Here is a 12,806-nt window from a genome sequence, read left to right as displayed (position 1 = left end):
CAAGAACGTGACTTTGCCCTGGAACTGCTCGATGAACGCAACAGTGGGAGCGGCCTGGAGGCCACTCCCACTGTGTGTAGCCGCCGATCACCCAGGGCGATCGGCGGGTTTCTTCAGTTATCGGTCGTGGTCGGTTCAGTCCTTGCGGCGCGCGGTGGACGCGCGGACGACGAGCTCGGGCTCGAACAGCAGCTCGTCGGCGGGGACCGCGGCGCGCTCGATCAGCGCGACCAGCAGGTCGACGGCGGCCCGGCCCATCGCGTCGATCGGCTGCCGGACCGTGGTCAGCGGCGGGTCGGTGCAGTTCATCATCGCGGAGTCGTCGTAGCCGATCACCGACACGTCACCAGGCACCGACAGCCCGGCCCGGCGGACCGCGCGGATCGCGCCGAGGGCGAGGATGTCGCTCGCGCAGACGATCCCGGTGACGCCCTGCTTGACCAGTCGGCTGGCCGCCGCGTGCCCGCCCTCGAGCGAGAACATGGTGTGCTCGACCAGGTCGGAGTCCGCCTCCGGAGCGGCCCGGAACGCGTCCAGCTTGCGCCGGGACGGGATGTGGTCGCGCGGCCCGAGGACCAGGCCGATCCGCTGGTGGCCGAGGGCGCGCAGGTGGCCGATCGCCATCTCCGCCGCGACGAAGTCGTCCGACGAGACCTGCGGGAAACCGAGGTGGTCGACTGCCGCGTTGACCAGGACGGTCGGCAGTTTGCGCTCCTGGATCAGCTCGTAGTGGGCGTGCGGCGCGTCGGCCTGTGCGTAGAACCCGCCGGCGAAGACGACCCCGGAGACCTGCTGCTGCAGGAGCAGGTCGACGTAGTCCGCCTCGGAGACACCACCGACCGTCCGGGTGCAGAGCAAGGACGTGAAACCTTGCTGCGCCAGCGCGCCACCGACGACCTCGGCGAAGGCGGGGAAGATCGGATTCTGCAATTCCGGCAACACCAGGCCGACCAGCCGGGCCCGGTCGCCGCGCAGCTGGGTCGGCCGCTCGTACCCGAGCACGTCGAGCGCGGTGAGCACCGCTTCCCGGGTCGCCTCGGAGACCCCGGGCTTGCCGTTCAGTACCCGGCTGACGGTGGCCTCACTGACCCCGACCTTCTTGGCCACCTCTGCAAGTCGACGAGTCATGACGCAAACTCTACGCCCATCGACGCAAGAATTTGCAGCCGCTTGCGTGCACTGTCGTTCCCCCGGTCCTCCTGAGAGACTGGACCCCGTGCCTCGTTTCGTCGCCACCCGCCCCGACACCGGTCTGCTGTCCCTGCCCTGGGACGTTCCCCTCGAGGACTGGCCGGAGGACCAGCTCGTCGCGCTGCCCCGCGGTATCTCGCGGCACGTGGTCCGGTTCGTCCGGGTCAACGGCAGCGTCTACGCGATCAAGGAGGTGCTGGAGCACCTCGCGATGCACGAGTACCGGCTGCTGCGCGACCTGGAGCGGCTCGACTCGCCGTCGGTCGAGCCGGTGGGCGTGATCACCGACCGGTTCGACAAGTCCGGTGAGCCGATCGACTCGATCCTGGTCACCCGGCATCTGCAGTTCTCGCTGCCGTACCGCGCGTTGTTCTCCAGCACGCTGCGGCCGGACACGGTGAACCGGCTGATCGACGCGCTCGTCGCGCTGCTCGTCCGGCTCCACCTGCTCGGCTTCTTCTGGGGCGACTGCTCGCTGTCGAACACGCTGTTCCGGCGTGACGCGGGCGCGTTCGCGGCGTACCTCGTGGACGCCGAGACCGGTGAGCTGCACCAGGACATCTCCGACGGACAACGGGCCCACGACCTGTACACCGCGGAGATCAACCTGTTCGGCGAGTTCCTCGACCTGCAGGAAGGCGGGCTGCTCGACCCTTCCATCGACCCGCAGGAGACGGTCCAGTCGATCAACGACCGGTACGAGGCGCTCTGGGCGGAGCTGACCGCGCCGGAGGAGTTCGCCACCGACGAGATGCACCGGCTGGACTCGCGGATCCGGCGGCTCAACGACCTCGGCTTCGACGTCGCCGAGATCGACATCATCACCGACTGGGACGGCAGCCAGGTCCGGATCCAGCCCAAGGTCGTCGACGCCGGCCACCACAGCCGCCGGCTGCTCCGCCTCACCGGCCTCGACGTCGAGGAGAACCAGGCCCGCCGGCTGCTCAACGACCTGGACGCCTTCGCCGCCGCGACCGACCAGCAGAACGAGGACGAGGAGATCGTCGCCCACGAGTGGCTGACCGACATCTTCGAGCCGGTCGTCCGTACCGTCCCGCGCGACCTGAAGCGCAAACTGGAACCGGCCGAGGTCTACCACGAGGTCCTCGAACACCGCTGGTTCCTCTCCGAACAAGCCGGCCACGAAGTCCCCATCATGGAAGCCACCCGCTCCTACGTCGACAACGTCCTCAGCGCCAAACCCGACGAAAAACTGGCCCTCCCCACCGCCCCGGTAGGCGAGGCCGACTAGGGCATCTCTGCCAGCCGGACCCTGCCGCGGGTGAATCTCCACCGCGGTGCAACGTCCTGCCCTCCTTCGGCGTGGAAGGAGTGGGAGGGCCAATGGCAGAGGATGAGGGGCCGCCGGACTTCGACGCGTGGGTGTCCGCACGCGGGGCGGCGTTGCTGCGGTTCGCGTACCTGATCACGCGCGACCACTCGCGCGCCGAAGAGGCGGTCCAGGACGCGCTGGTCGCGGCGTACCCACGGTGGTCGCGGATCGCGCAGGACCCCGACGCATACGTCCGGCGGTGCATCGTCAACGCGAACATCTCCCGCTGGCGGCGGTTCTTCCGGCGGGAGACCCTCGTCGACGATCCGGCCGTGCTCGGCGCCACGGATCCGGACCACGCCGACGTGCACGCCGAGGCGGATGCCGTCTGGCAACTCTGCGCTGCCCTACCCACCCGGCAACGCGCGGCCGTCGTCCTGCGGTACTACGAAGGCCTGCCGGACAACGACATCGCCGAGATCCTCGGCTGTACCGCGGCCACCGTCCGCTCACAGATCCACCGCGCGCTCGCCTCGCTGCGCACGACGCTCCAGGAGGTGGAGCAACCGTGAACGATCCCACCGAATCCCTGGTCACCCGAAGCCTCGCCGACCACGCCGCCGACGCCCCTGCGGACACGACGCTGCTCGGGGACGTGCACCGCCGACTCCGCCGTCGGCGCTTCGCTCGTACCGCCGGTGCCGTCGTCGTGGCCTGCGCGGCGGTCGCGACGGCCATCACCGGAGTCCACGGATTGACCGAGAGCAGTCCGCCCGAGTCGAACGTCGTGGCGACGCGACCTGGTTGGCACTGGGAGTCGTACGCCAACGTGCAACTCCAGGTGCCGGACAGCTGGAAGGGCCAGGACTACAGCCACTTGTGGAACTGCCCCGAGTCCAAGACGGACGGGCCCATCGTCGGCCGCCCGACGCTGGGTCCCGTGGTGGCGATGGCGTGCGTCCCGAGAGCGGGTGCTGTCCCGGCGGCCGAGGTCGGCGTACCACCTGTCGCGGACCGGGTCTCGCACGTGTTCTTCGACTCCGACGCGCGACCTGGGGCGTACGCGCGGGGCTCTGGGTGGGTCGAGGAGACGCGAGTGATCGGCGGTACGGCGGTCAGCGTCTTCACCGACGACGACGCTCTGCGCCGAACGATCCTTGACTCCGCGCGAGTGATCACCGGGACCGACGTGAACGGCTGCCAACCGACCAGTCGGTTCGCCTCGGATCGGGCCGCGCGACCATCGACGGGGCGTGGACTCGATGCTGTCGGCGACGTGCGGTCGATCGCCGTCTGCGCGTACCTCGCGTCGCCTCTCCAGGGCCGACCACCGTTGCTCGCGAGTGCCACGCTCACCGGTGCCACGGCGTACGAGGTGGGTGCCGCTCTCAAGGCCACGACGACCGGACGCCCACCTGTTCTCACGACAGGCCAAGCCTGTCAGATCGTCGGGCAGGAGGAGATCTTGGTGCTCGTCGTGACGGGCACGGCCGCAGAGGAGCAGGTCGTCGTGCGGTACCAAGGATGCAGCGGCGACGATGGGTTCGACGACGGCACCGACCTGCGTCCTTTGACCAAGCCGGGCCTGAAGCCGTTGCTGGAAGCGGTGGATCGCCCGTCCGTCAGCCCGGCGCACCTCGCGGACCTGCTCCGCTGACCCATCCCGCCACTTCAGCTCCGAACTTGTTCCGCTGACCTCGACCGAGGGAGTTGCCGTCATGCCTCGAAGCCGTTCCGTTGTCACTGTCCTCGCCGTCGTCGCCGCTGTGGCGAGCATCGGCTTCGCCGGCCACAGCATCACCGCCGGACCATCGCCCGCCACACCCGGCGAGCCGTCTCCGGCCGCTGGATCTGAAGGTCCGGCGGCGGCTCCCCCGGGCTGGCGGTGGGAGGTGTACGAGAACGTCCAGGTCCAGGTACCGGCGGCGTGGACCTGGGACCTGTTTGCCGGACTGGCGAAATGCACTCTGAGACCGGAACCTGAACCGGTGGTCAGGCGACCTGGTGGAGCCCTCATCGGCGACCCTGGCGGAGCCTGTCGCGCCGAGCGACCGATACCGATCGACCGTCAGCCGTCGCTCGAGTTCGACGGCGGCTGGCTGCCCGGCAGGTCTCAGTATCCCGCCGGCTGGGTGCGGGAGACCCGGCTGGTCGGTGAGCTGCCGGTGACCGTGTTCGCCCGCGACGCAGCGTTGCGGGAACGGATCCTGTCGTCCGCGGGAGTCGTCGGCGCCGTCGACGGCAACGGCTGCGAGCCGGTGTCCGCCCTCGCGGTCGACAAGGTGGTCCGCCCACCGTCGCAGGGCGGCCTGAAGTCGGTCGGCACGGTCGAGTCGGTCAGCCTCTGCGAGTACTCCACGTCGGTCCGTCCCGACGACCCCTGGCCGCTGACTGCGAGCTCGCTGCTCCGCGGGCAGGCCGCGGCCAAGCTCGTCCGCGACCTCGTCGCCGCGCCGCCCGGTACCGGGCCGACCCTGACGGACCAGCGGGTGTGCGGCCCGGATCCGGGCTTCCCGGTCATCGTCCTCCGCGTGCGAGGCTCGGCGCACAACCAGGACGTGCTGTACCGCTACTCGGGGTGCCGCACCAACGGTACCGACGACGGCTCAGTCCAGCGCCAGTTGACCTCGGCGACCGCGCGGCAGATCTTCCTCGGCGCCCACCAGCTGTACGGCAAGAGCAACGTCCTGTATCAATTACTCATCGGCACACCTCCTCCGGTCGTTTGAGAGGACTCCAGAGGATGAGTCAGTGGGGGAAGCGCGCAGCGGTTCTCGTCGTGGTGTGCGCGGCGGTCGTCGTCGCGGTCGTTGGGGGACGAATGGTGGTTGGTGATGACCGCGCGGCATCGACGGACGAGACCGGCCGGGCAGATAACGGCTGGCGGTGGGAGTCGTACCAGTCGATCGAGGTGCAGGTACCCGCCGACTGGAGCTACGGCGTGACCGGATCGCCGCCCTGCCGCGTCGACAAACCACGGCCGCCGTACGTCGGGCGGCCCGGAGGCGTGCGAGGTGTCGGGTGCAGGGATCCTTATCCACCGCTCGCAGTCAGAGCGTCCTACCTGTGGTTCGGTGCCCGCCGTGGTCCTGCGGCTGTGCAAGGAACTGCGACCGGGGCGCGGATGCCTGGTGTCCGGGCGCCTGACCATGGCTGGGTCGAGGAGACGCGGCTCCTCGACGGGTTGAACGTGACCGTCTTCAGCGATGACGAAGCTCTCCGGCAACGAATCCTGAACTCCGCGCGGCTGATCGACGGCGCCGACGCCAACGGCTGTACGCCGAATCATCCGCTCGCTGATCACCCGCAAGGCGGGCCGACGTCGGCCGAAGGTCTCGCCTCGATCGGTGTTGTCGAGTCGATCGCGGTCTGCAAGTACGCCATCGCGGTCCGGCCGGAGCAACACGAGTACGCCGCCCGCCGGCGGGCGGCGCTGATCGCGAGCTCGACGATGAGTGGCGACCCAGCACAGGCTTTCGTCGCCGCGATCGCCCGCGCTCCCGTTGGCAGCGGGCCGGACAGCCCTGACTGCATCGACGACTACGGCAGCGAAATCATCGTGCTCAAGGTCCGCGGCAGTGAGCGGAACCAGGAGGTCCTGATCCGGTACGACGGCTGCCGCTTCAACGGCATCCACGACGGCGTGACGCTGCGCCACCTGACCGCGGAAGTCCTGCGGCCACTGCTCGTCGGCGTCCACCGTCCTTCCCACTACACCGGACCGGTCGGCGACCTTGTCCTCGGCCCGCGACCGAAGAAGGGTTAGGGCCTGTCTGACAACTCCGCGCAGTAGGCGGGGAATTGTCAGACCTGCCCTAGCGCGGGGGCATGCGGAGGGCGCCGTCGAGGCGGATGACTTCGCCGTTGAGGAGTTGGTTGTCGAGGATGTGGCGGACCAGGGCTGCGTACTCAGAGGGGCGGCCGAGGCGGGACGGGTGCGGGACCTGCTGTTCCAGGACGGTCCGGGTTTCCTCGGGCAGGCCGGCCAGCATCGGGGTTTCCATGGTGCCGGGGGCGATGGTGAGGACCCGGATGCCCTTGTCGGCGAGGTCGCGGGCCGCGGTCAGGGTGAGGCCGACGACGCCGCCCTTGCTGGCCGCGTACGCCGCTTGGCCGATCTGGCCGTCGTAGGCCGCGATGGAGGCCGTCATCACCACGACCCCGCGGTCGCCGTCCTCGGTGGGCGGAAGGGCGATCATCCGTTCGGCGGCGAGGCGGAGGACGTTGAAGGTGCCGATCAGGTTGACCTCGATCACCTGCCGGAAGGTTGCTAGCGGCAACGGACCCTTGCGGCCCACGACCCGGCCCGGGGTCGCGATGCCCGCACAGGTGACCACGACGCGCAGATCGCCCAGCGAGGCGGCGGCGTCCAGGGCCGTGGTGACGGCGGCCTCGTCGGTGACGTCGGTCGGCACGAAGACGACGCGCTCGCCCAGTTCCTCGGCGATGGTCTTGCCCGCCGACGACGGCAGGTCGCAGATCACCACGCCGAGCCCGTCGGCGGCGAGCCGGCGCACGGTCGCCTCGCCGAGTCCGGAACCGCCTCCGGTGACGAGGGCGACGTCGGTCGGGCCAAACTTCATCGAGTACTCCTCAAGTCGGCGGGCGCCGGAATCAGCTCAGGCGCCGGCGGCGCGCAGCAGGTCGCGGCTGATGACGAGCCGCTGGATCTGGTTGGTGCCTTCGAAGATCTGCGTCACCTTGGCCTCGCGCATGAACCGCTCGGCCGGGAAGTCGCGGGTGTAACCGTAACCGCCGAGCACCTGCACCGCGTCGGTGGTCACCTTCATCGCGGCGTCGGTACAGACCAGCTTCGCGACCGCCGCCTGCCGGGTGAACGGCAGCCCCAGATCGCGCCGCCGGGCGGCCTGCAGGTACGTCGCCCGCGCGGACTCGACCGCCGCGTCCATGTCGGCGAGCAGGAACTGCAGCCCCTGGAAGTCCGCGATCGCCCGGCCGAACTGCTGCCGCTCGAGCGCGTACCCCGCGGCGACGTCGAGCGCGGCCTGGGCCAGCCCGGTCGCGCAGGCCGCGATGCCCAACCGGCCCGAGTCGAGCGCGGACAGCGCGATCCGCATCCCGTCGCCCTCGGCGCCGATCAGGTGGTCGGCGCCGACCCGGACCTGGTCGAAGTTCACCAGCGTGGTCGTGGACCCGGTCAGCCCCATCTTCCGCTCCGGCGCGCCGAAGCTCAGCCCCTCGGCCGGCGCCGGGACGTGGAAAGCCGAGATCCCGCGCTTCGGGTCGGCCGACGTCCGGGCGAACGTGGTGTAGAAGTCGGCGTGCGACCCGTGCGTGATCCACGCCTTGGTCCCGGTCAGCACGTACTCGTCGCCGTCGCGGACCGCCTTCGTCGTCATGCCGCTGATGTCGGATCCGGCCTGCGGCTCGGACAGCGCGTACGCCCCGAGCAGCTCGCCGCCGATCATGTGCGGCAGCATCCGCTCCTTCTGCTTGTCGGTACCGAACGTGGCGAGCCCGTAGCTCGTCATCGTGTGCACCGAGAGCCCGACGCCGACCGACATCCAGGCGGCGGCGATCTCCTCGAGCATCTGCAGGTAGACCTCGTACGGCTGGTCCGCGCCGCCGTACTCCTCCGGGTACGGCAGGCCGAGCAGTCCGGCCTTGCCCAGCGTCCGGAACGCGGCGCGCGGGAACGTCTCCGACTCCTCCGCCTGCGCCGCGTACGGCGTCAGCTCGTGCTCGCACAGATCGCGGACCAGGGCCAGCAGATCGGTGGATTCCTCGGTCGGCAGCAAACGGTCGACGGGCATCAGGCCCCCCTTTACAACGGCTCCCCGAAACGATACTCCCGATGATACTGAGGACCATAATTCCGTATCGTTCTATGCTGTCTCGATATGACAACAGTCGTTCCGGGGCGACGTACCCGCAGGCAGTCCGAGCTGCTCGACCGGCTCCTCTCCCTGTTCCTCACCCAGGGCTTCAGCCGGTTCACCCTGGACGACCTGGCCGCCGAGTTGCGCTGCAGCAAGACGACCCTCTACGCGCTCGCGCCGAGCAAGGAGCAGCTCGCCGTCGAGGTGGTGAAGCACTACTTCAAGAATGCCACCGCCGAGGTGGAGGCCGCAGTGGCCCGGCAGACCCGGCACGACCGCCGGATCGCGGCCTACCTGAACGCCGTCGCGGACGCGCTGCGGCCGGCCAGCCGGACGTTCCTGGACGACGTCGCGACGTTCCCGCCGGCCCGGTCGGTGTACGAGCGGAACACCCGGATCGCGGCCGACCGGGTCCGGACACTGATCGAGGAGGGCATCGCCGGCAAGACGTTCCGGCAGGTCGACATCGGGTTCGCGGCCGAGATGATCGCGCACACCATGCAGGCGATCCAGCGCGGCGACATCGCCCGCCGGACCGGGCTCAACGACGCCGAGGCGTACCGCGAGCTGGCCTCCTTCGTGCTGCACTCGCTCCGCAAGGACTGACCGGACGCGCCGGGACGAGACCTGAGGTTGCGGTCACCGGTAACTTTCCCGCATGCAACTGAAGCTGGGCCCGCTGCTGCGGTACGTCGACGAGACCCGGGCGACCGTGTGGGTGGAGACCACGGGGCCGGGTGAGGTCGAGATCCTCGGTCACCGGGCGGCCACGTGGTCCGTGCACGGCCATCACTACGCGCTGGTCCAGATCGACGGACTCCAGCCCGCCACCAGTACGCCGTACGAGGTGCACCTGGACGGCGAGAAGGCGTGGCCGCCCGAGGACTCGGAGTACGGGCCGAGCGTGATCCGGACGCCACGGGCGGACGGGTCGTTCCGGCTGACGTTCGGGTCGTGCCGGCGGTCCGCGCCGTTCGACGAGCAGGGGTTCGCGGACTTCGGCCCGGACGCGCTGGTCGCCTTGGCCGAGCGGATGGCGGCGCAGTCGGAGCAGAGCCCGGACGCGCTGCTGCTGCTCGGGGACCAGGTGTACGCCGACGACCCGTCCGACGCGGTCCTGGCCCAGCTCCGCGCGGCACACGGTGGCCGGCAAGGGTCCGAGGTGGCCGACGAGATCGGGAACTTCGAGGAGTACACCTGGCTCTACGACGACTCCTGGACCCATCCGGCGGTGCGCTGGCTGTTCTCCACGGTCCCGCTGTGCATGTTGCTCGACGACCACGACCTGCGGGACGACTGGAACACCTCGCTGACCTGGCGTCGCTGGGTGACCGCGCAACCGTGGTGGCGGGACCGGGTGGTCGGCGCGTACGCGTCGTACTGGGTCTACCAGCACCTCGGGAACCTCTCCCCCGAACAGCTCGCCGAGGACCCGACGTACAAGGCGATGCTGACGCTGACCGACGACGACGAGCGGACGGCGTACCTGGACGCGTTCGCGTGGGAGGCGGACGAGGACCCGGCGTCGACCCGGTGGAGCTTCTACCGGGACTTCGGGGCGCGGTCGCGCGGAGTACGGCTGGTGGCGGTGGACTCCCGGTGTTCGCGGCACCTGCAACCGGACGAGCGGGCGATGGTCGACGCGCACGAGTGGGAGTGGGTCCGCCGGCACACGGTCGAGGCGACGGAGCCGATCCACCACCTGCTGCTCGCGTCCACGTTGCCGTTCCTGCTCACGCCCGGACTGCACCACCTGGAGGGCTGGGACGAGGCGATCTCGTCCGGCGCCTGGGGCAAGCGCGGTGCGCGGGTCGGTGAGCGGATCCGGCAGGGGATGGACCTGGAGCACTGGGCGTCGTTCCGGAAGTCGTTCGACGACGTCACGGACCTGATGGCCGACCTGGTCCGCGGCGAGGATCCGCCGACGTCGATCCTGATGCTGTCCGGCGACGTGCACTGCAGCTATCTGGCCGAGGCGCGGCTGACCGACGTCGAGCACCCGGGGACCGCGATCCGCCAGTTGACGATGTCCCCGTTCCGGAATCCGATCCCCCGGCACATCCAGCTCGCGAACAAGCTGCTCGGGACCCGCGGAATGACCTATCTGCTGCACAAACTGGCCCGGTCCGCCGGGGTGACCGACGTGGCCGCGGACTGGCGCACGGCGTACGGGCCGTGGTTCGACAACGGGGTGATGACCGTGACGATCTCAGGCGACGCCTGGGAGATCGAGGTGGACCACGCGCAGGTGTCCGAGGGGCGGCAACGGCTGGAGCGGACGCTCATCTACGGGGGATAACCCCTGCCCTATGGTGCCAGGCGGCGGAGGATAACCCTCACTCTATGAGTTTCGCTGAATACTCAGCGATCAACTGGGTATGGGGATCGTCGGTTGAGTCAAGGACGCCGCCGCCCCGTGCGCGTCCTCATCGTGAGGAGGCACAACCATGAGAATCCGTCCCCTCGTGGCCCTGCTGGCTACCGCCGGCCTGGCCACGACCACCGCCCTGCTCTCGACCCAGGCCAGTGCGGCCCCGGGTCCCGCGGCCGTCGCCTCGGCGAGCACGATCACCTCCACGCTGGCCAAGGAGGCGTCGATCCCGGGTACCGCCTGGATGACCGACGAGAAGACCGGCCGGATCATCGTCTCGTACGACGACACGGTGACCGGCGGGAAGTTCGAGGCGCTGAACGCGGTGACCAAGCGGTTCGGCGGCCAGGTCACCCTGGAGAAGCTGCCCGGCGTGCTGAGCAAGCGGATCAGCGGCGGCCAGGCCATCTACGGTGGCGGGTACCGCTGCTCGCTCGGCTTCAACGTCCGCAGCGGCAGCACGTACTACTTCCTGACCGCCGGGCACTGCACCAACCTGTCCAGCACCTGGTACTCGAACTCGTCCCAATCCACCGTGCTCGGCACCCGGTACGGCACCAGCTTCCCGGGCAACGACTACGGCATCGTCCGGTACAGCTCGTCGTTCACGAACCACCCGGGCAACGTGTACCTCTACAACGGCTCGTACCAGGACATCACCTCCGCCGGGAACGCGTACGTCGGCCAGGCCGTCAAGCGCAGCGGTAGCACCACCGGTCTCCGCAGCGGTTCGGTCACCGGCCTGAACGCGACGGTGAACTACGCCGAGGGCACCGTCACCGGCCTGATCCGTACCAACGTCTGCGCCGAAGGCGGCGACTCCGGCGGCGCCCTCTTCGCCGGCAGCGTGGCCCTCGGCCTCACCTCCGGCGGCTCGGGCAACTGCTCCAGCGGCGGCACGACGTTCTTCCAGCCGGTCACCGAGGTTCTGTCCCGCTACGGCGTGAGCGTGTACTGATCCTCTGCAGCACCCGGTCTGCATCACCGCGGTCGCCCCCTGGTCCTGCTCGGGCCGGGGGGCGACTGCTTGTCATCGGGTCCGAGTTATGCCTCTCATAGCTTCGCCAGGTCCGGATGAGGGACCGCCCGGGGCGCTGCGAAGGTTAGCCCTCACTTCACGGAGCCATCCGAGTACCGACAGCGACTGCGGGTAGGTCCCTCCATGGTTTCGTCCAGGACGCGTTCCGCCCCCAACCCACGCGTCCTCTCGTGAGGAGGCAAACCATGAAGATCACCCCTGTCCGCCGTGCCGCGGCCGTACTCGCAGCAGCCGGACTCGCCGCAACCTCTCTGCTCGCCACCCAAGCCTCGGCCACCCCGGCCGAGGGACCCGACCGCTTCGCCACCGCGAAGGCGATCACCAGCACCTTGGCCGAAGACGCCACGATCCCCGGGACCAGCTGGGTCACCGGACCCGACGGCCAGGTCACCGTCTCGTACGACGACACGGTGACCGGCGCGAAGTACGACCGGCTGTCCGCCGTGACGAAGCGGCTCGGCGGTCAGGTCACGGTCCAGAAGATCCCGGGCAAGCTCAGCAAGAAGCTCAGCGGCGGCGACGCCATCTACGGCGGCGGCTACCGCTGCTCGCTCGGCTTCAACGTCACCGACGGCAGCTCGTACTTCTTCCTGACCGCGGGCCACTGCGGGAACGTGGCGGCCGAGTGGTTCGCCGACTCCGGCGAAGGTACGTCGGTCGGCTCGGTGGAGGACTCGAGCTTCCCCGGCAACGACTACGCCCTGGTGAAGTACCCGGCCGGTACCGCCGAGCCGCCCGGCAACGTGAACCTCTACAACGGCTCGTTCCAGGAGATCACCACGGCCGGTGAAGCCAGCGTGGGCCAGGAAGTCCAGCGCAGCGGCAGCACCACCGGCCTGCACGACGGCACCGTCACCGGCGTCAACGCCACCGTCAACTACGCCGAAGGAACCGTCACCGGCCTGATCCAGACCAACGTCTGCGCCGAAGGCGGCGACTCCGGCGGCGCCCTCTTCGCCGGCGAACAAGCCCTCGGCCTCACCTCCGGCGGCAGCGGCAACTGCAGCACAGGGGGAACCACCTTCTTCCAGCCCGTCACCGAAGCCCTGACCACCTACAACGTCGACGTCTACTGACCGACTGAGCAGAGGG

The 12,806-nt window shown here is 69.5% G+C and carries 12 protein-coding genes; 9 read left to right on the top strand and 3 right to left on the bottom strand.

The features are described 5' to 3' along the window. Nucleotides 1–135: 135 nt before the first annotated feature. Complete coding sequence (locus tag FB561_RS13480) at nucleotides 136–1,128, bottom strand: LacI family DNA-binding transcriptional regulator (protein ID WP_145806581.1); 993 nt, start codon at nucleotides 1,126–1,128, stop codon at nucleotides 136–138. A gap of 88 nt (nucleotides 1,129–1,216) precedes the next feature. Here FB561_RS13480 and FB561_RS13475 point away from each other — a divergent pair, with 88 nt between their 5' ends. From FB561_RS13475 to FB561_RS13455, 5 genes are all read left to right on the top strand, one after another. Then, a complete protein-coding gene (locus tag FB561_RS13475; protein ID WP_145806579.1) occupies nucleotides 1,217–2,443 on the top strand; it encodes a DUF4032 domain-containing protein in 1,227 nt (408 codons plus the stop codon). A gap of 92 nt (nucleotides 2,444–2,535) precedes the next feature. Beyond that, nucleotides 2,536–3,036 (top strand): SigE family RNA polymerase sigma factor, encoded by a 501-nt coding sequence (locus FB561_RS13470; protein WP_145806577.1) that lies wholly within the window; start codon nucleotides 2,536–2,538, stop codon nucleotides 3,034–3,036. Next, nucleotides 3,033–4,121 (top strand): hypothetical protein, encoded by a 1,089-nt coding sequence (locus FB561_RS13465; RefSeq protein WP_145806575.1) that lies wholly within the window; start codon nucleotides 3,033–3,035, stop codon nucleotides 4,119–4,121. Before FB561_RS13470 ends, FB561_RS13465 begins: the two co-directional genes overlap by 4 nt. Nucleotides 4,122–4,452: 331 nt before the next feature. Further along, nucleotides 4,453–5,193, top strand: a complete 741-nt coding sequence (locus FB561_RS13460) for a hypothetical protein (protein ID WP_145806573.1) — start codon at nucleotides 4,453–4,455, stop codon at nucleotides 5,191–5,193. 14 nt (nucleotides 5,194–5,207) lie between these two features. After that, nucleotides 5,208–6,230 carry a hypothetical protein gene (locus tag FB561_RS13455; protein ID WP_145806571.1) on the top strand — a complete coding sequence of 341 codons (1,023 nt, stop codon included), beginning with the start codon at nucleotides 5,208–5,210 and terminating at the stop codon, nucleotides 6,228–6,230. 49 nt (nucleotides 6,231–6,279) lie between these two features. Here FB561_RS13455 and FB561_RS13450 read toward each other — a convergent pair whose 3' ends face one another. Both FB561_RS13450 and FB561_RS13445 read right to left on the bottom strand, forming a co-directional pair. Then, nucleotides 6,280–7,047 (bottom strand): 3-hydroxyacyl-CoA dehydrogenase, encoded by a 768-nt coding sequence (locus FB561_RS13450; RefSeq protein ID WP_145806569.1) that lies wholly within the window; start codon nucleotides 7,045–7,047, stop codon nucleotides 6,280–6,282. Nucleotides 7,048–7,083: 36 nt separating this feature from the next. Continuing rightward, nucleotides 7,084–8,238 carry an acyl-CoA dehydrogenase family protein gene (locus FB561_RS13445; protein WP_145806567.1) on the bottom strand — a complete coding sequence of 385 codons (1,155 nt, stop codon included), beginning with the start codon at nucleotides 8,236–8,238 and terminating at the stop codon, nucleotides 7,084–7,086. A gap of 87 nt (nucleotides 8,239–8,325) precedes the next feature. On the opposite strand from FB561_RS13445, the gene FB561_RS13440 reads away from it, so the two are divergent. The 4 genes from FB561_RS13440 to FB561_RS13425 all read left to right on the top strand — a co-directional run bounded on the left by FB561_RS13440 (nucleotide 8,326) and on the right by FB561_RS13425 (nucleotide 12,790). After that, complete coding sequence (locus FB561_RS13440; protein WP_145806565.1) at nucleotides 8,326–8,910, top strand: TetR/AcrR family transcriptional regulator; 585 nt, start codon at nucleotides 8,326–8,328, stop codon at nucleotides 8,908–8,910. A 52-nt stretch (nucleotides 8,911–8,962) separates the two neighbouring features. Beyond that, nucleotides 8,963–10,603, top strand: coding sequence for a DUF7800 domain-containing protein (locus FB561_RS13435; RefSeq protein ID WP_145806563.1), 1,641 nt, complete (start codon nucleotides 8,963–8,965; stop codon nucleotides 10,601–10,603). 148 nt (nucleotides 10,604–10,751) lie between these two features. After that, entirely contained in the window at nucleotides 10,752–11,633 is an 882-nt protein-coding gene (locus tag FB561_RS13430) for a S1 family peptidase (protein WP_145806561.1), read from the top strand. A gap of 266 nt (nucleotides 11,634–11,899) precedes the next feature. Further along, a complete protein-coding gene (locus FB561_RS13425; protein ID WP_145806559.1) occupies nucleotides 11,900–12,790 on the top strand; it encodes a S1 family peptidase in 891 nt (296 codons plus the stop codon). The last annotated feature ends 16 nt before the right edge of the window (nucleotides 12,791–12,806 follow it).

It is taken from the genome of Kribbella amoyensis (assembly GCF_007828865.1).
In the GTDB taxonomy this organism is placed as follows: Bacteria; Actinomycetota; Actinomycetes; order Propionibacteriales; family Kribbellaceae; genus Kribbella; species Kribbella amoyensis.
Note: the sequence above shows the minus strand (reverse complement) of the source record. Positions and strands in the feature narration are given on the sequence as shown.